Raw genomic sequence first — 18,062 nt, forward strand, 5'->3', positions numbered from 1 at the left:
ATGTCCAACACTCTCCCCTTTCAGCCGCTGCTCTTCGGCGGCGACATCAACGTATACAGCGTGGCCCGGGCCTTTCACGAGGCCTACGGGGTGCGCTCCATTGCCTTTGGCAAATACCCCTCCTTCCCCTGCCACAACAGCGCCATCATTGACTACCGGGTGTGCCCGGACAACGAGTCGGAGGAGGCCTTCCGCCGCAATGCTCAGGCGGTAGCGGCGGAGTTTGCTCACAAGAAGGTTATCCTGCTGGGCTGCGGGGACAGCTATGTCCAACTGGCCGCCCGCTGCAAAAACTCCCTGCCCGCCAACGTAATTGCCCCCTACATTGATGGGGCACTGCTGGATACCCTCATCAATAAGGAAAAATTCTACCAGCTGTGCGACCAGCACGGTATTGACCACCCGGCCACCTTTATCTACGACAAATCCATGGGCCACGATTTCACCCTGCCCTGGGGGCCGCCCTATATCGCCAAGCCCGCCGACAGCGTGGCCTACTGGGCCTGCGGCGACCACTCCCTGGCCAAGGTGTATATCTGCCAGAGCTGGGCGGAGCTGTTAGAGAGCCTGGATCACGTCTATGCCGCCGGCTATCAGGATCACATGGTCCTTCAGGAATTCATCCCCGGGGACGACAGCTACATGCGGGTGCTCACCAGCTACTCTGACCGGAACGCCCGGGTGACCACCATGTGCCTGGGCCACGTTCTGCTGGAGGAGCACTCCCCCCACGGTATCGGCAACCACGCCGTCATCCTCACCGAGTGCGCCGAGGAGCTGGAGCTGAAAATCAAGAGCCTGCTGGAATCGCTGCGCTTTGTGGGCTTTTCCAACTTTGACATCAAGCTTGACCGGCGGGACGGCAAGTACAAGGCCTTTGAGATCAACTGCCGCCAGGGCCGGAGCAACTACTACGTTACCGGCGCGGGCCACAACATTGCCAAAATGGTGGTGGAGGACTGGGTTGAGGGCAGGGAGCTCCCCTTCCAGATGACCAAAAACCGCTCCCTGTGGCGGATGGTACCCAAACAGGTGGCCTTTAAATTCACCCCCAGGCAGTACCATGATGAGATGCGCGCCCTCATCAGGGCGGGGGCCGACTCCCACTCCCTGGTCTACTCCAAGGACGCCTCCCTCAAGCGCCGCCTGCGGATATGCAAAAACCACCTGGGCAACATCAAGCGGTTTGACCAGTACAACAAGGTGCCGGAGGAATAAAGTCTCATCCGTCATTTGCTCCGCAAATGCCACCTTTCCCTAAAGGGGAAGGCGATTAAAATACACCCCCAAAAGCCTTCCCCTTTAGGGGAAGGTGCCCCCGAGGGGGGCGGATGAGGGGCCTTTGGATGTGATACCGTTATGAATTACCGTCTTGGCGTTTTGGGCGGCATGGGCCCCCAGGCCACCAACACCTTTTATCAGTTTGTCATTGACCGCACCGACGCCCGGTCCGACCAGGAGCATGTCAACGCTCTGATTCTGTCTGACAGCGACATGCCCGACCGCACCGCCGCCATCCTGGGCGGGGAGCAGGACCGGGAGGCGGTTTACCGGCGCCTGCTGGACGACGCCAGGCTGCTGGAGCGGGCGGGGTGTACCTGCATTGCCGTCCCCTGCAACACCTCCCACTTCTTTTTGGACCGGGTGCAGGATCATGTGGGCATCCCCATCATCCATATGATCCGGGAGACCGCCCGGCTGCTGGCCTCCCAGGGGCTGAGGCGGCCCGGCATCCTGGCTACCGACGGCACAATCCAGACCGGGCTATACCAAAAGGAATTTTCCGCCGTAGGAATCCAGGCTGTAATTCCCTCGCCTCAGACCCAAAAGCTGGTGATGTCTTTGATCTACGACGACGTAAAGGCCGGGCGGGACGGCGACCCCCAAAAATTTGCCGACATTCACCGGGACCTGCTGGCCCAGGGCTGCGACTGCGGCGTGCTGGCCTGTACAGAGCTGTCCGTCTTTGCCGACAAGCACCACCTGCCTCCCTTTTACACCGACGCCATGGCTGTGCTGGCCCAGCGGGCAGTGGAGGCATGTCACAAGCCTCTGCGGCATATTTTTATTAAATAATACTCCAAGGAGTGACCTCTATGGCTAAAACTTCCCTCAACGACTATATCGCCCTTTTGGAGGAGCGCTCCCTGCTGGCCGGACCCGTCCCGGAGACCCTGGACCGGTCTGCCGCTGTGGAACTGGTGTCCTACGACTCCCGGGAGGTGGTTCCCGGCACGCTGTTTATCTGCAAGGGGGCTCACTTCAAGGCGGAGTTTTTGAAAATGGCCCAGGACAGAGGGGCCATAGCCTATGTGAGCGAGACGGCCTATCCCCAGTCGCCCCTGCCATGCATCCTGGTGAACAATATGCGCCTTACCATTGCCCCTCTGGCCGACCGGTTTTACGGCCACCCCTCGGGAAAGCTGAAGGTAATCGGCCTGACGGGAACCAAGGGCAAATCCTCCACCGCCTACTATCTAAAGTCCATTCTGGACGAGTATCTGGCGGAACAGGGCAGGCCGGAGAGCGGCATTATCTCCTCCATTGACACCTACGACGGGGTGGACCGCTTCGAGTCCCACATCACCACCCCTGACGCGCTGGACCTCCAGCGGCATTTTGACCATGCGGTCTGCTCCGGGCTGGAATATCTCACCATGGAGGTGTCCAGCCAGGCGCTGAAATATCACCGCTCTTTGTGTACCGACTTCGCCGCCGCCTGCTTCCTCAATATCGGCCTGGACCACATCTCGCCCATTGAGCACCCGGATTTTGAGGATTATTTCTCCTCAAAGCTGCGGATTTTCTCCCAGGGGGCGATCAACTGCGTCAATCTGGACTGCGATCACGCAGACCGTGTCCTGGCCGCCGCCCAGAGGGCGGGCAGCCCTGTCTACACCTTCTCCCAGAGGGATGGGGAGGCAGACGTCTTCGCCTCACAGATCCGCAAGCGGGGAGGGGACATCCTTTTTCGGGTACGCACCCGGCGGTATGAGCGGGAGTTCCGTCTGACCATGCCCGGGCTGTTCAATGTGGAAAACGCCCTGGCCGCCATTGCGGTGTGCGAGGCGCTGGGGGTTCCTCAGCGACACATCTACGTGGGCCTGATGAGGGCCAGGGTGCCGGGACGGATGGAGGTCTACTCCAACGCCGACGAGACTGTCACCGCTATTGTGGACTACGCCCACAACCGCATGAGCTTCGAAACTCTGTTCCGCTCCGTCCAGGCGGAGTACCCCGGGCGGAGGATTGTCGCCGTTTTTGGCTGTCCCGGCCTGAAAGCCCTGGACCGGCGGCGTGACCTGGGGGAAATCTCCGGCAAGCACTCCAACCTTGTCGTCCTCACCGAGGAGGACAGCGGGGAGGAGGACACCCTGTCCATCTGCCAGCAGATCGCGGAGCATGTGGCACAGCAGGGTTGTCAATACCTGATCGAGACCAACCGGGGCGAGGCCATCCGCCAGGCTGTGCTGAGCTGTCAGGAGCCCTCCGTTTTGCTCATCACCGGAAAAGGGCAGGAGACCAGGCAGAAGCGGGGACAGGAATATGTGGAGGTGCCCACTGATGTGGAGTATGTCCGCAGCTTTCTCCAGGAGTACGACGCCGCTCATGGCTTGGATGGCATGGCCAAGGTACGGGGACTGCTCTCCCTGCTGCCCGCGCTGAAAAAGCACAGCGGAAAAAAGGCGGCGGTCCGGTGCGCCGCCCCCGACGGCGGCCTGCTCCAGGATGTGGACGCCCTGCGTACTGTGGGGATGGAGGTGTCTCTGCTCCAGCCGGGGGAGGAGCTGCCCCAGGACACGGACTATCTGGTATACCTCACCCCCATGGGTGCGGAAAACCAGCTGTCCACGGGCCGCATGGACGCCAGACGGGCGGAGGAGCTGCTGTCCGCCGGCCTTGTGGCCGGGGAGCTGGCCCCCATGGTGGAGCACTGCCTGGAGGCGCTCCGCTCCACCGCGGCGGAGGCCGCCATTCTGGACAGCTCCGCCGAACACGCCCTGCTGCTGTACCTGCTGGACCAGCAGACACCGGGGATGATGATGACAAAATAAATTTGGGGAATGCCCTTTCGCAGATTTTAACGTAGGGGCGGCCTGTGGCCGCCCCCTACAGATTACACCAATTCTTGAGGATTGCGTTTTTCGAAGCAAAACATACGAAGTAAACAGAGCTTGCACAGACCTCATTTGCTTTGCACATTTCGCCTGCGGCAAAATACAATCCTCCGCCCCAGTTTGCGAACTGGGGCACCTCCTTTCAACAGGAGGCTTTTTTGCCTGTGAGCGGGCAGGGTTATCCGTTAAATTTTCCCATCCCCCGGTCAATGCCCTCAGCTAGGACGCACTCGACGGCGTCGGCGGCCCGTTTGACGGCGGCGTCAATGGTCTTCTTATCCTCGCCAACGAACTTGCCCAGCACCCAGTCGGCCAGGTCGTAGTCGGGGTGGGGCTTTTCTCCCACGCCTACCCGCAGCCGGGGAAATTGGTCGGTGCCCAGGTGCTGGATGATATTTTTCAGCCCGTTGTGCCCTCCAGCGGACCCCTTCACCCGGATGCGCAGCCGTCCCAGGGCCAGGGCGGTGTCGTCAGACACCACCAGCACATGGTCGGGGGGGATTTTATAAAAATCCACCGCCTGACGCACCGCCTCTCCGGACAGGTTCATATAGGTGACGGGCTTCATCACCAGCACCTTTTCCCCGCTGATGGCAAGGACATTGGTCAGCGCCTTGAATTTCAGCCGCTGGATGGGTTTTCCTTGGCGCTCCGCAATCTCGTCGGCCACCATGTAGCCCACATTGTGGCGGGTATTTTCATACTTGTCCCCCGGGTTGCCCAGGCAGACCAGCAGCCAGCTCACACCGCCGGCATCTTTTTTGAAAAACATAGCGGATTCCTCGCAGAAATTTCGCCGCCCGCAGGCGGCGAAATGAATTTAAATCGGTTTTTGGGGCAGCTTTGCCGTTCCAAAAACACTTCTCTCGGCCGCAAGTGTGCCCGAAAGGCGCGCGCAGTCGGCCGCAGCTCCCTCAAAAAAGCGGCATGGCCGCTTTTTTGATTAGAGGAACAGGGGAGACACGGAGGTCTCCATATAGATGTGGCTGATGGCCTCGGCAAAGAGGTGGGCCACGGAGATGTAGCGGATCTTATTGCACTGGACACCTTCCCTGGCGGGGATGGTGTTCAGGAAGACCACCTCGTCCAGCACACTGTCCTGGATGCGCTGGATGGCGGGGCCGGAGAGCACGCCGTGGGAGGCGCAGGCGGTGACATCCTTGGCGCCGCCGATCTCCACCAAAGCTTTGGCCGCGTGGCACAGGGAGCCGCCGGTGTCCACCATGTCGTCCAGGAGGATAACCCGCTTGTCCCGCACATCGCCGATAATGTTCATAACCTCAGAGGAGTTGGCCTTCTGCCGCCGCTTGTCCACAATGGCCAGGGGCATATTCAGCTTTTGGGCAAAGGCCCGGGCCCGGGCTACGGAGCCCACGTCGGGGGAGACCACCATGGTGTCCTCCTTGCTGTCTTTAAACTTGCGGTTGAAGTAGTCCACAAAGATGGGGGATCCCAGCATATTGTCCACGGGAATGTCGAAGAAACCCTGGATCTGGTTGGCGTGGAGGTCCATGGTCAGCACCCGGTCGGCGCCGGCGGTGGTAATCAGGTTGGCCACCAGCTTGGCGGAGATGGGGTCACGGGGCTTGGTCTTCCGGTCCTGCCTGGCGTAGCCAAAGTAGGGGATCACGGCGGTAATCCGGCCGGCGGAGGCCCGCTTCAGGGCGTCAATCATAATGAGCAGCTCCATCAGCGCGTCGTTGACGGTGCTGGCCTTTCCATCCTTGACAAAGGCGCAGGTGGACTGCACCACGAAGACGTCCGAGCCCCGGACCGTCTCATAGATGGAGGCGTAGTTTTCCCCGTCGGAAAAGGCGCCTATCTCTGAGTTCCCCAGGGGGGTACCCAGCTCCTTGCAGATGTCCTTGGCCAGTGCGGGGTTGGAGTTGCCTGTGATGACTTTGATGTCCTTGCCATGTGCAATCATGTACTATATCCTCCCATTTTTTATATCGGCTCCCCGGCCGTTTCTTATGTCTCCTTGCTGTGAGGCCGCTGCTCACTGAGTTTCTTTTTCTATCCGGTTCTCCCTGGCCCAGCCCTTTTTGACCTGCTGGCGGGCCCGGCCGATGGCCATAGCCTCCTCCGGAACCAGATCTGTCACCGTGGTGCCGGCGGCAATAAATGCTCCGTCCTCCACGGTAACCGGCGCTATAAAGTTGGTGTTGCAGCCCACAAACACATGGCTGCCAATGGTGGTGCGGTGCTTGTGAAAGCCGTCGTAATTGCAGGTGACGGTGCCGCAGCCAAAGTTGCAGTCCTCACCCACGTCGCTGTCCCCCACATAGGTCAGGTGGGCCATCTTGGTTCCCCTGCCCAGGTTGCAGTTTTTCAGTTGGACAAAGGCCCCTATTTTAGAGCCCTCCCCTACCACGCAGTGGGGCCGGATATGGGTATAGGGGCCGATCTGGCAGTTTCTCCCAATAGTGCTCTCCTCACACTGGGAGGCGTTGACGGTACAGCCCTCCTCCACGGTACAGTCTGTTATCATCACCTGGGGGCCAATGGTGCAGTTGGGGCCGATCACCGTCTTGCCCCGGAGAATGGTGCCGGGGAGCAGAAGCGTGCCCGCTCCCACCGTGACCTCCTCCTCCACATATACGGCGGCGGGGTCCATCATGGACACCCCCGCTGCCAGCAGCTGCTCCCGTTTTGCTTGAAGGGAAGCGGAATAGTCGTTCATAGTGTTCCTCCTATAATCAGGACCCATACGTCCAGGGGCCATTATAACATATATTTGTCCGCATTTCCACCTTTAGGGAATTTTTTTCATTCAGCTGAAAATGCCAATTTTTCATTGAACGCATTCAAAAGCTGACAAAAACCGCCCCCCTGTTTCCGGGGAGGGCGGTCAAATGTCTTTTATTGGCACACAGGAACCAGCGGACGCACCCCAAGGCGCTCCCGGAGCCGGGAGGGCCGGCAGATGCGGGACATCTCCAGTCCGGCGCAGATGGTGTCCACCAGGTCTACCATCCAGGCCTCCAAAGACCGGGGCAGCGCGCCCCCCAGCGGCCACATGTGGGAGAGGATGATATTCCGCTCCTTGGGGGTGAGGGGGGTGAGTGTGGCGGCGTTTCGGGCGGCAAACCGGGGGTGGTCAAAGCACTGGTTGCCGGGGTGGGCGGTCTTGTCATGGGAATCGTAGAGGTACAGATCGTGGAGCAGGGCCCCCCGGACTGCGGAGCGCACATCCAGCCGGAGCAGCCGGGCCACCCGGTAGGTGGAAAAGGCCACAAACAGGGAGTGGTCCAGGGTGGTCACCGGGCCGTGATGCTTCCACCGGCCCATCATCCGCACCTGGTCGGAGTTCAGCAGCTCACGGGTCAGGTCCACAAATTCCCGCTCCCGCAGCCTTCGCGTTTCATGGCTCATTGGAATCAGTCCTTTCTGTCCCGTCTGGGACTTTATGTGTTCTGTCCACATCATACACGAAGTCCGGAAAATTGTCATCTGAAAATTTTTACCAATTTTATCGGGTCTGCCCCCCGCCTTTTACAACAAATTTGAAGCTGCACAGCTCCGCCAGCCCCAAAGGCCCCCGCGCATGCAACTTTTGGGTGGAAATTCCCATCTCACAGCCCAGGCCGAATTCCCCGCCGTCGGTAAAGCGGGTGGAGGCGTTCCAGTACACCGCCGCGCTGTCCACCTGGCCCAGGAAGGCGTAAGCGTTTCGCTCGTCCCCAGTGACAATGGCCTCCGAGTGGCCGGTTGAGTGGGCGGCGATGTGGTCGATGGCCTCCCGCTGATGCTCCACCACCTTGACGGCCAGGATGTAGTCCAGAAACTCGGTGTCAAAGTCCTCTGGCCCGGCGGGGGTACCTTGGATGATTTTCGCCGCTCTGGGGTCCAGCCGCAGCTCCACCGGCGGCAGACCCCGGGCGGCCCGCCGGTCCACCAACCGCTGGCGCAGCATGGGCAGGAATTCCTCCGCGACGGTCTGATTTACCAGACAGACCTCGGCGGCGTTGCACACGCTGGGCCGGGAGCATTTGGCGTTCTCGATGATATCCAGGGCCATGTCCAGGTCGGCGCAGGTGTCCACATAGATGTGGCAGATGCCGGTGCCCGTCTCCAGCACGGGGACGGCGGCGTTGTCCACACAGGCCCGAATCAGTCCCGCCCCGCCCCGGGGGATGAGCAGGTCCACCAGCCCCCGGGCTTGCATCAGCTCGTTGGCGGAAGCCCTGGAGATGTCCTCCACCAGCTGGAGGGCGTCTGGTGTCAGTCCGGCAGCGGACAGCCCCTCCTTCAGGGCGGCCACAATGGCGGCGGCGGAGCGGTGGGCCTCCTTGCCGCAGCGCAGCACACAGGCGGAGCCCGCCTTCAGGGCCAGGGCGGCGGCGTCGGAGGTGACGTTGGGGCGGCTCTCATAGATGATGGCAATCACGCCCATGGGGACGGCAGTCTTTTCAATAACCAGCCCGTTGGGCCGCTCTACCCGGCTGAGCACCGCCTTCACCGGGTCGGGCAGCTCTGACACCTCCCGGATGCCCTGGGCCATACCGGCAATCCGCCCCTCGTCCAGGGCCAGCCGGTCCAGCATCACATCGGAGATGGTCCCCCGGGCCGCCTCCAGGTCCAGAGTATTGGCGGTCAGGATATCCCCACAGTGGGCCTCCAGGGCGTCCGCCATGGCCAACAGGGCCCGGTTTTTGGTTTCTGTGTCCGCCGCAGCCATGTCGCGCTTGGCGGCCTTGGCCTTTTGCAGCAGCTCCTGTGTTGTCATATCTATCACCTCAATTTATCGTGCAGGGGCGGCCTTTGGCCGCCCGCCTGTAACGGGCAGTCGAATTTTCTGCGGGCGGCCAAAGGCCGCCCCTACATATCACCCTCAATGTCCCCACACCAAACTGACCGCGCACAGGGCCAGGGAGAGGGCCATGACAAGATCCACCGTTTTCCGGTGGTTGGCGAAGAGCGTCTGGAGGGATGCCCCGGCGAAGAGCCACACCAGATTGCACGCCGGTCCGGTGAAGGGGAGAAACAGCCCCACCGGCAGCAGCGCCCACAGGGACCGGGAGTAGGGCAGCACGTAGCTGCTCAGAGCGGCGATGCAGAAGATAATAACCTTCACGTTGGTCAGGTTGACCAGCAGTCCTGTCACAAAGGAGGGGGCCGCCGGGTCCCGGTCCGGGTTCAGCCCGCTGGAGCGGAGCATGTGCCAGGCCATCCACAGCAGATAGGCCGCCCCTACCCAGGAGAGCATCCCCACATAGTCGTTCAGCGCGGCTCCCAGCAGCCAGGTGAGGACCACCGCCCCCATAGAGTCCAGAAAGAAGCCGCAGAACAGCCCACGCCACTGTCTCAGCGCAGGCCCCCGCCCGTACCGCAGGGCGGCGCCCAGGGAACACAGGTTGGCGGGCCCGGGGGTGATACCCCCCACAAAGCAGTAAATCAAAAAGCTGGGAATCAATGACACCGGCATATCCGCCACCATCCTTTTCTTTGGTGGCTCTATCCTACCAGAAAATATAACATTTGAAAAGTGAATGTTTTTGAAGTATCATATTGATAAAATCAATGTTTTGGAGGTCTCCCCATGGAGCTGAAAAATCTGCGCACCTTTCAGGCCGTTGTGGACCAGGGCAGCTACCAGAGGGCAGCGGAGCGCCTGGGCTACACCCAGTCCACCGTCACCGTCCATATCCAGCAGCTGGAGGAGGAGCTGGGCGTCCCCCTCTTTGAACGAACAGGCCGGCGGATGGCTCTCACCCAAATCGGCGAGCGGGCCCTGGCCCAGGCCAGGGAGCTTCTTCTGGCTGCGGACAGGCTGGCCGGATTGGGGCAGGAGGGCAACGCCCTGGCCGGTACCCTGCGGGTAGACATGGCCGAAACCCTGCTGTGCTACAAAACCCAGGCGGTCATTCAAAAATTCCGCAAGCTGGCCCCCCAGGTGCGGCTGATTATCCGCAGCCGGAACTGTTTAGACATTGCGGAAAATGTCCGCACCGGCGCCTGTGACCTGGGGGTGGGCTACGACATGGACTGGAGCCGGGACGTGCTGGAGGTGGAGCCCATGGGGGAGTATGAAGTAATCCTGCTGGCCTCATCGGAGTTCTGCCACCCGGATTTCGTCATCCATGGACAGCACAAGCCGGTGTCTCTGGTCACAGACGAGCCGGACAGCATCTTCCGCCGCCGTCTGGAGGCCTACCTCCGCGCCCGAAACATTACGCTGGACGCCACCCTGGAGCTGTGGAGCATTGAGACCATCAAGCGGTGCGTCATGTCCAACCTGGGCTTTACCTATCTGCCCCGGTTTGCCGTTCAGGAGGAGCTGGCCTCCGGCCGGCTGGTGGAGCTCATTGCCCCCATCTCCGGGGTTCGATTTCCAGCCCTGTGCGCCCAGCACAAAAACCGCTGGGTCACCCCGGCCATGGAGCTGTTCATAAATCTGCTGCGGGAAGAGCTGGATTAGCCGAACAGGCGGCGGAAGGGGACAATGTTTCTGTCCTCATCGGACTTGGCCAGAATGGAGAAGTTTATCTCCAGGAAGTACCTTCCCCAGCCCTCCTCCATCAGCAGCTCCTGCCAGAAACGGGCCACGTCCTCCGGGTCGTTGCGGAACACGCCGCAGCCGTAGGCCCCCAGCACCAGCCGGGTACAGTTCCAGTGGGCAAACAGGGCCAACACCTTCCGCATCCGCCCCTTCATGACCGCCTTGGCCCGCTCCACGCTGTCCCCGTTGCGCATCACAATGCCCATATTCACCGCAGGGGCGGTGAGCACCTTGCAGGTGACCGGATTATGGGTCAGGGTAAAGTCACTGTTTCGGAAAAAGGTCACGTCACCCATCAGCATGGTGTCGGTGTACACCGGGTCGTGGCAGGCCCGGTTGATCTCATAATACCGGGGCCCCGGGCCGGTGGTCTGGATCAGGTACAAATCGGAGCAGTAGGCCAGGCTCTCTTCCTGGGCCATGGCGCCGTTGAGGAAGCCGCCCCCCGGATTTTTGGCGGAAGCAAAGTTTAGCACCCCGATCACAGGCACCCGCCGTTCCCATCCGGCCATATTCAGAACGGTGTCCACCGTCCCCTCCCGGCGCACAGTATAAACGGTGTCAAAGCCGCTTTGAGGAATACCCCGAAACCGCTCTGCCTCCAGCCGCTCCAGGTCCTGGGCGGTGTACAGCTGAGTTCTCCCGATACGGACGGTCTGGTCCTCTGCCGCATAGCGCCCCGCCTGGCTGATCTCCAGCGTCTCCTGGGCCAGGGCTTTCAACTGCTCCCGGTTCATCTCTTTTCCCCCTTTTTGCCCCCCAAAAACCGGGTGCCTACCGCCTTGCCTTCCGCAATGTCATACAGGCGCTCCGGGTGCTCGCCGTTGGTAATCACCATGTCGCAGCCCTGGGCGGTGACCATTTTGGCCGCCCGCAGCTTGGTCTCCATGCCGCCGGTGGCCAGGTCGCTGCCCTTGCCCCCCGCCAGAGCCTCAATCTCCGGGGTGACCGCCTCCACAGTGGGAATGAGCCGGGCGGAGGGGTCCTTCCGGGGGTCGGCGGTGTACAGCCCCTCAATGTCGCTGAGGAGAACCAGCAGGTCCGCCCCCACCGAGCAGGCCACAATGCCGCCCAGGGTATCGTTGTCCCCCACCTTGATCTCGGCGGTGGCCACGGTGTCGTTCTCGTTGATGACGGGCAGGGCCCCCAGTTCCAACAGACGGGCCATGGTATTCTCAAAATTCTGCCGCCGGTCCTCGTGGTCAATGTCCTCGCTGGTCAGCAGAATCTGGGCCACCGTGTGGTTGTACTGGGAAAAGAGCTTGTCATAGGTGTACATCAGCTCGCACTGGCCCACAGCGGCGGCGGCCTGCTTGGTGGGCATGTCGGAGGGCTTGCCGGGCAGGTTCAGCTTGCCCACCCCCATGCCGATGGCTCCGGAGGACACCAAAATCATCTCGTGCCCCGCGTTTTTCAGGTCGGACAGCACCTTCACCAGCTCCTCCACATGGCGGATATTCAGTCGCCCGGTGGCATGAGCCAGGGTGGAGGTGCCCACTTTTACTACAATACGCATAATTGTACTCCTTTCGTCCCGCCCGCAGGCGGCAAAGCCTCCCTTCACAAAGGGAGGGGGACCGCCGCCAAAGGCGGTGGTGGAGGGTTTTCTACTGAAATGCTCTTAGGGAAAACTCCAGTCAGCCTAACGGCTGACAGCCCCCTTTGCAAAGGGGGCCCGCTTTTTACCGCAGCTTCAGGGTTTTCTCATAGGCGGCGATCACCGCCTCCATGGCGGCGGAGCGGAAGCCGCCTCTCTCCAGCGCGCGCACGCCTTGAATGGTGGTGCCGCCGGGGGAGCAGACCGCGTCTTTGAGGGCGCCGGAGTGCTGGCCGCCCTCCAGCACCATGCGGGCGGAGCCCTCCAGCATCTGGGCGGCGTAGGCCACCGCCTTGTCCCGAGGCAGTCCGCAGGCCACGCCGCCGTCGGCCAGGGCCTCTACAAACAGATAGGCAAAGGCGGGCCCGCAGCCGGAGACGGCGCTGGCCGCGTCAATCAGTCCCTCGGGCACCGGGTCCACCAGCCCGGCGGGGGCCAGCAGGGCGGCAAAAGCGTCCAGCTCCTCCACCGTCACCAGCTGGCCGCAGTACTGCACCACTCCCGCTCCAATGGCCGAGGGGGTGTTGGGCATTATGCGGATTACGGGGCAGTCCATGTCCACCATGTCCTGGATCCGGTCACAGGTCAGGCCGGCGGCCATGGTGACTAAAATGAAGCGGTCCTCCCGCTTGCGCAGAATGGGCTCCAGAGGGTCCAGCACCAGCTGCATCATCTGGGGCTTCACCCCCAGGAAAATGAGCTGGGCGGTACGGGCAATCTCCTCGTTGCTGGACACAGCTGCGCCGGGCAGCTCCGCCGCCAGCGCCGCCGCCTTGGACGGGGTGCGGTTGGACAGCAGGATGGTCTCCGCCAGAGCGCTTTTGGCCGCCGCCTTGGCAATGGCGGAGCCCATGCTGCCTGTGCCGATAAAGCCGATGGTGTGATACATAACAAATCCTCCTTGTGGGGTCTTTTGGTCTGATTATAACATGAAAGCGGAGGATAGTACAGATTTTTTCCTTCTTAAAAAATACTTAATCAATTCTTAATTGTATTTCCCCCGCCGCCGCTATATACTAGCCGTACTAATACAGTTAGTACAGTACTCGAAAAGGAGGAGCTGTGATGTTGAATTTAGACTACCGGGATGCCCGTCCCATCTACGAGCAGGTGAAGGACGGCCTGCGGCGGCTGATGGTCACCGGAGTCATCCAGGAGGGGGAAAAGCTCCCCTCGGTACGCACCATGGCGGGGACGCTGGCCATCAACCCCAACACCATCCAGCGGGCCTACGAGGCGCTGGAGGCGGAGGGCTACGTCTACTCGGTGCCCGGCAAGGGCTCCTTCGCCGCCCCCAATACCGGGGTGGACGAGGGGCGGAAATGGAATTTGTTCCAGAGCTTTGACCAGACGGCGGGGGAACTGCTCTTCCTGGGGGTCAGCGGTGAGGAGCTTTGGGCCCGGATTCGGGCCCTGGAAGGGGGAGAGACAGCATGATCAAGGTCATCAATGTGGTAAAATCCTTTGACGGCTTTCGGGCCCTGGAAGGCCTGACTTTGACGGCGGAGAAGGGCTCCATCTACGGCCTGGTGGGGCCCAACGGCGCGGGCAAGTCCACCATCCTGCGGCACATTATGGGCATCTACCGCCCGGATTCCGGCTCTATTCTGGTGGATGGCGACCAGGTCTATGAAAACCCGGCGGTCAAGGCCAAGATCGCCGCTATCCCTGACGACCTGTACTACTTCAACTCCGCCTCCACCCGGGACATGATGCGCTTTTACCGGGGGATGTACCCCAATTTTGACGTAAAGCGGTACGAGGCCCTGGCCGAGGCCTTTCCCGAGGTGGACGAACGCCAGCCCATCCGCCGGCTGTCCAAAGGAATGCAGAAGCAGTCCGCCTTCCGGCTGGCTCTGTGCTGCAACCCGGAGGTGCTGGTGCTGGATGAGCCGGTGGACGGCCTGGACCCGGTGATGCGCCGCCAGGTGTGGACATTGCTCATGGGGGACGTGGCCCAGCGGGGGACCACGGTGCTGGTGTCCTCCCACAACCTGCGGGAGCTGGAGGACGTGTGCGACCATGTAGGCATCCTGTCCCACGGCAAGGTTCTGCTGGAGCGCTCCCTCACCGACCTGCAGGACAACGTGGTCAAGCTGCAGATCGCCTTCGCCGACGGCAAGCTGCCCCAGCTGCCCCGCGACCTGAACGTGCTCCATACCTCCCAGATCGGGCGGGTGTTCACCCTTATCGTCCGGGGCAGCCCGGCGGAGATCAAAACCCGCATGGCCGGCTTCGCCCCCATCCTCATGGAGGCCCTGCCCCTGACTCTGGAGGAAATTTTCATCTATGAACTGGGAGGTGAGGACTATGCGGTCCGCGACATTGTACTTTAACGGCACTCTCTACCGCAAAACCCTGGCCCGCTTCTGGCCCCTGTGGGCGGGCTATGGGGTGATCTGGCTGTTCTTTATTCCGCTGAACATGCTCAACATGTATTTCAACCGCTACTCCAACTCCCCGCCCTACCGGCGGATGTTGAATCAGGCGCTCAATTTGCCCGAAATGGCCACTTTTGGGCTGTTCCTGGCTGGATTCTTCGCCATTCTCTGCGCCATGGCGGTGTTCGGCTACCTGTATAACAGCCGGTCCTCCTGCTGGTTCCACGCCCTGCCCATGCGGCGGGAGGCCCTGTTCACCACCCAGTATCTGGCGGGGCTGTCCTTTTTGCTGCTGCCCCAGCTGGTGACCGCCGCGCTGACGGCTATGGTCGAGCTGGCCTTTCTGCCCATGGACAGCTGGGGAAAAGCCCTGTACGCCCTGCTGACCTGGCTGCTGGCCCAGAGTGGAATATGCCTGTTCTTCTTCTCCTTCGCCGCCTTCTGCGCCATGTTCACCGGAAACATCCTGGCCCTGCCCGCCTTCTACTGTATTTTCAACGTGCTGGCCGACGTCATCTACACCCTGCTGGACGGCCTGTTCCACGAGTTCTTCTACGGCTACGCCGGGTCCGCCGGGACCGCTCAGATCGTGGAGTACCTCACCCCGGCCTACGCCCTGAAGGACGCGCTGGTGCTGTTTGGCAGCAGCGAGGAGGGGCAGCGCTTCCGCTCCCCGGGCACGGTGGCCGTCTACGCCGCCGTGGGTGTGGCGCTGGCCCTTGTATCCCTGTACGTCTACCGCCGCCGCCATGCGGAGACCGCCGGCGACGTGGTGTCCATCCCCCTGGTGCGCCCCCTGTTCAAATACGGGGTGTCCTTCTGCGCTGGGCTGTGCCTGGGCATGTTCACCGCCGCCTTCTTTAGCTGGAGCAGCGTGACCGCCCTGATCCCCTGCGTGCTGGTCTGGTCGGTGGTTGGCTACTTCGTGGCGGAGATGCTTTTGCGCAAATCCTTCCGGGTCCTGAAAACCTGGAAGGGCAGCGCGGTTATGACAGCGGTTATGCTGGTGCTGTGTCTGGGCTGTATGATGGACCTGTTCGGCGTGGAGACCCGGGTGCCCAAGCTGAACCAGGTGGAGCAGCTGAGCGTCTATTTCAATACCGGCTACCCCAATGACGACGGGGCTTCTCTCTCCACCACCCTCACTGACCCGGAGAGCATCCAGAAATTCCTGGAGCTGCATCAGGCTGTTGTGGACGACCGGGACCGGCTGGACTGGAACAGCAGCTCTTTCACTCATGGAGATGACTACAGCTCCTTGCAGCTGGAGTACACCCTGAAGGGCGGCTCCTCCCTGCACCGGCGCTACAGCTCCATTCCCCTCTACCAGGAGGATCTGGACAAGGAGGGCAGCTTCACCTATCTGGCCCAGCAGCTGGTTCAGGACCGGGAGCTGGTGGCCCAGGCCTATGATTTTGAGGCCCGGCTGAACGGCTATCGTCTCACTGGCGCCTGGCTCGACTGCCTGAAGAAGGACGGCGAGATATATTATGACAACGTTTATGTGGACAACTACGCCCAAGAGCTGTGGGACGCGGTACAGCAGGACTTTGCCGAGGGCAATATCGGTGTGCGCTGGCTTTTTGATTCCGGCCGCGAGCGGAACGAGAACACCTACCACACAGACTTGATTTTTGGCCTTTCCGCCTATCAAAGGACCAATACAGAAGGTTACACTGTCCAGGTCAGCCCCAACGGCTACGACATTGACAATACCCTCACCATCACCCTCAGCCCTCAGGCGCGCCGCACCCTGGCCGTTCTGGAAAAAACCGGCATCTTTGAGGAGGGCTACTCTCTGGCCGAGCACGAACTGGACTATATCCCCCAGTATCCGGACACGACCAGCTGGTAAAGCGCCAAAAGGCCCCCTTCGCAAAGGGGGCTGTCAGCGAAGCTGACTGGGGGTTTTCTCCATGAAGAGACAGACGCGTCTCAACGGGGAAAACCCTCTGTCACGGCTTCGCCGTGCCGCCTCCCTACCCCCTCTGTCTCGCTTCGCTCGACATCTCCCCCTGACAGGGGGAGATGTCCCTTTGCGAAGGGAGGCTTTTTTCTGCTTATGAAAACTGCTCGCAAATACCAGAAAATCTTATTGCTTTTTGGGCGGCTGTCCGGTATAATGGGAGGCAAGAGCGGTCATCCCGGGCGTTCAGCTGATCGCCCTATTAAATTTCAGGAGGTCACACACATCATGAGAGAAGTTTATGTCGTCAACTGCTGCCGTACCGCTATCGGTTCCTTCGGAGGCTCCCTGAAGGACGTCCCCGCCGCCGACCTGGGCGCTGCCGTCATCAAGGAGGCCCTGAACCGGGCCGGCGTCAAACCTGAGAACGTGGACGAGGTCATGTTTGGCTGCATCCTCACCGCCGGCCTGGGCCAGAACCCCGCCCGTCAGGCCAGCCTGAAGGCCGGCATCCCCACCTCTGTGCCCGCCTACACCGTGGGTATGGTGTGCGGCTCCGGTATGAAGTCCGTCATTGAGGCCGGCCGTACCATCGGCTGCGGCGACGCTGAGATCGTGGTCGCCGGCGGTATGGAGAATATGTCCGCCGCCCCCTTCTCCGTTCCCGCCGCCCGCTGGGGCGCCCGCATGGGTGACAACAAGCTGGTGGACACCATGATTAAGGACGGCCTGTGGGACGTGTATAACAACTACCACATGGGCACCACCGCCGAGAACATCTGCGACGTATGGGGCATCACCCGGGAAGAGCTGGACGAGTTCGGCTACAACTCCCAGAAAAAGGCCGCCGACGCCATAGCCGCCGGCAAGTTTGACGACGAGATCGTCCCCGTTATGATTAAGGTTAAGAAGGAAATGGTGGAGTTCAAGGTGGACGAGTTCCCCCGCCTGACCCCCGTTGACAAGCTGGCCAAGCTGCGCGGCGCCTTCCCCTGCGGCCCCGAGGGCGTTGAGGATGAGATCGTCCACACCTTCCAGCCCACCCAGATCCACGAGGCCGACGCCAAGAAGCACGTTCAGCGCGTCACCGCCGGCCAGGCCTCCGGCATCAACGACGGCGCCGCCGCCCTGGTGCTGGCCTCCAAGGAAGCCGTTGAGAAGTACGGCCTCAAGCCCATGGCCAAGCTGGTCAGCTGGGGCCAGGGCGGCGTGGACCCCAAGATCATGGGCGTGGGCCCTGTGCCCGCCTCCCGTCAGGCCATGGACAAGGCCGGCCTGAAGATCGAGGACATGGACCTGGTAGAGGCCAACGAGGCCTTTGCCGCCCAGTCTATCGCCGTGGCCCGCGAGCTGAACTTTGACATGAGCAAGGTCAACGTCAACGGCGGCGCTATCGCCCTGGGCCACCCCGTGGGCGCTTCCGGCGCACGGATTATCGTCACTCTGCTCCACGAGATGGCCAAGCGTGACGAGGCCAAGAAGGGCTTGGCCACCCTGTGTATCGGCGGCGGCATGGGCGTTGCCACCATCTTCGAGAAGTGCTGATTCCTAAGAGGGG

Annotated in this window: 17 protein-coding genes; 8 read left to right on the top strand and 9 right to left on the bottom strand. The window is 61.4% G+C overall.

The annotated features are described in order from the left end of the window. From NFS22_RS16905 to NFS22_RS16915, 3 genes are all read left to right on the top strand, one after another. Positions 1-1,218 (top strand): carboxylate--amine ligase, encoded by a 1,218-nt coding sequence (locus NFS22_RS16905; protein ID WP_251318883.1) that lies wholly within the window; start codon positions 1-3, stop codon positions 1,216-1,218. Positions 1,219-1,359: 141 nt separating this feature from the next. Further along, positions 1,360-2,076 carry a cysteate racemase gene (gene cuyB, locus NFS22_RS16910; RefSeq protein WP_251318884.1) on the top strand — a complete coding sequence of 239 codons (717 nt, stop codon included), beginning with the start codon at positions 1,360-1,362 and terminating at the stop codon, positions 2,074-2,076. A gap of 20 nt (positions 2,077-2,096) precedes the next feature. Then, positions 2,097-4,055 (top strand): UDP-N-acetylmuramyl-tripeptide synthetase, encoded by a 1,959-nt coding sequence (locus tag NFS22_RS16915; RefSeq protein ID WP_251318885.1) that lies wholly within the window; start codon positions 2,097-2,099, stop codon positions 4,053-4,055. 241 nt (positions 4,056-4,296) lie between these two features. On the opposite strand, the gene pth is transcribed toward NFS22_RS16915, so the two are convergent. From pth to NFS22_RS16945, 6 genes are all read right to left on the bottom strand, one after another. After that, positions 4,297-4,890 (bottom strand): aminoacyl-tRNA hydrolase, encoded by a 594-nt coding sequence (pth, locus tag NFS22_RS16920; protein WP_251318886.1) that lies wholly within the window; start codon positions 4,888-4,890, stop codon positions 4,297-4,299. A 171-nt stretch (positions 4,891-5,061) separates the two neighbouring features. Next, the gene (locus tag NFS22_RS16925; protein ID WP_251318887.1) at positions 5,062-6,045 is read right to left on the bottom strand and encodes a ribose-phosphate diphosphokinase; all 984 of its coding nucleotides are present in this window, start codon (positions 6,043-6,045) and stop codon (positions 5,062-5,064) included. A gap of 72 nt (positions 6,046-6,117) precedes the next feature. After that, the gene (locus tag NFS22_RS16930) at positions 6,118-6,801 is read right to left on the bottom strand and encodes a GlgC family sugar phosphate nucleotidyltransferase (protein WP_251318888.1); all 684 of its coding nucleotides are present in this window, start codon (positions 6,799-6,801) and stop codon (positions 6,118-6,120) included. A gap of 179 nt (positions 6,802-6,980) precedes the next feature. Further along, positions 6,981-7,493 (bottom strand): HDIG domain-containing metalloprotein, encoded by a 513-nt coding sequence (locus NFS22_RS16935; protein WP_251318889.1) that lies wholly within the window; start codon positions 7,491-7,493, stop codon positions 6,981-6,983. 97 nt (positions 7,494-7,590) lie between these two features. Beyond that, positions 7,591-8,847, bottom strand: coding sequence for a glutamate-5-semialdehyde dehydrogenase (locus NFS22_RS16940; RefSeq protein WP_251318890.1), 1,257 nt, complete (start codon positions 8,845-8,847; stop codon positions 7,591-7,593). 105 nt (positions 8,848-8,952) lie between these two features. Then, entirely contained in the window at positions 8,953-9,546 is a 594-nt protein-coding gene (locus NFS22_RS16945; protein WP_251318891.1) for a LysE family transporter, read from the bottom strand. A 114-nt stretch (positions 9,547-9,660) separates the two neighbouring features. On the opposite strand from NFS22_RS16945, the gene NFS22_RS16950 reads away from it, so the two are divergent. Continuing rightward, a complete protein-coding gene (locus NFS22_RS16950; RefSeq protein ID WP_251318892.1) occupies positions 9,661-10,539 on the top strand; it encodes a LysR family transcriptional regulator in 879 nt (292 codons plus the stop codon). Here the strand turns inward: NFS22_RS16950 and NFS22_RS16955 are convergent. The 3 genes from NFS22_RS16955 to proC form a co-directional block, all read right to left on the bottom strand. After that, positions 10,536-11,357, bottom strand: coding sequence for a TIGR02452 family protein (locus tag NFS22_RS16955; RefSeq protein WP_251318893.1), 822 nt, complete (start codon positions 11,355-11,357; stop codon positions 10,536-10,538). The two genes, NFS22_RS16950 and NFS22_RS16955, sit on opposite strands and share 4 nt — an antisense overlap. Next, positions 11,354-12,136 carry a glutamate 5-kinase gene (proB, locus tag NFS22_RS16960; protein WP_251318894.1) on the bottom strand — a complete coding sequence of 261 codons (783 nt, stop codon included), beginning with the start codon at positions 12,134-12,136 and terminating at the stop codon, positions 11,354-11,356. The genes NFS22_RS16955 and proB overlap by 4 nt, the downstream gene beginning before the upstream one ends. A 166-nt stretch (positions 12,137-12,302) precedes the next feature. Then, positions 12,303-13,106 (bottom strand): pyrroline-5-carboxylate reductase, encoded by an 804-nt coding sequence (gene proC / locus NFS22_RS16965; RefSeq protein ID WP_251318895.1) that lies wholly within the window; start codon positions 13,104-13,106, stop codon positions 12,303-12,305. Between the two features lie 176 nt (positions 13,107-13,282). On the opposite strand from proC, the gene NFS22_RS16970 reads away from it, so the two are divergent. From NFS22_RS16970 to NFS22_RS16985, 4 genes are all read left to right on the top strand, one after another. After that, a complete protein-coding gene (locus NFS22_RS16970; RefSeq protein ID WP_251318896.1) occupies positions 13,283-13,654 on the top strand; it encodes a GntR family transcriptional regulator in 372 nt (123 codons plus the stop codon). After that, a complete protein-coding gene (locus NFS22_RS16975; protein ID WP_251318897.1) occupies positions 13,651-14,553 on the top strand; it encodes an ABC transporter ATP-binding protein in 903 nt (300 codons plus the stop codon). The genes NFS22_RS16970 and NFS22_RS16975 overlap by 4 nt, the downstream gene beginning before the upstream one ends. Then, positions 14,528-16,453 carry a hypothetical protein gene (locus tag NFS22_RS16980; RefSeq protein WP_251318898.1) on the top strand — a complete coding sequence of 642 codons (1,926 nt, stop codon included), beginning with the start codon at positions 14,528-14,530 and terminating at the stop codon, positions 16,451-16,453. The genes NFS22_RS16975 and NFS22_RS16980 overlap by 26 nt, the downstream gene beginning before the upstream one ends. 339 nt (positions 16,454-16,792) lie before the next feature. After that, positions 16,793-18,049 (top strand): acetyl-CoA C-acetyltransferase, encoded by a 1,257-nt coding sequence (locus NFS22_RS16985; RefSeq protein WP_251318899.1) that lies wholly within the window; start codon positions 16,793-16,795, stop codon positions 18,047-18,049. Positions 18,050-18,062: the final 13 nt, after the last annotated feature.

Source organism: Flintibacter muris (assembly GCF_943192995.1).
In the GTDB taxonomy this organism is placed as follows: Bacteria; Bacillota; Clostridia; order Oscillospirales; family Oscillospiraceae; genus Lawsonibacter; species Lawsonibacter muris.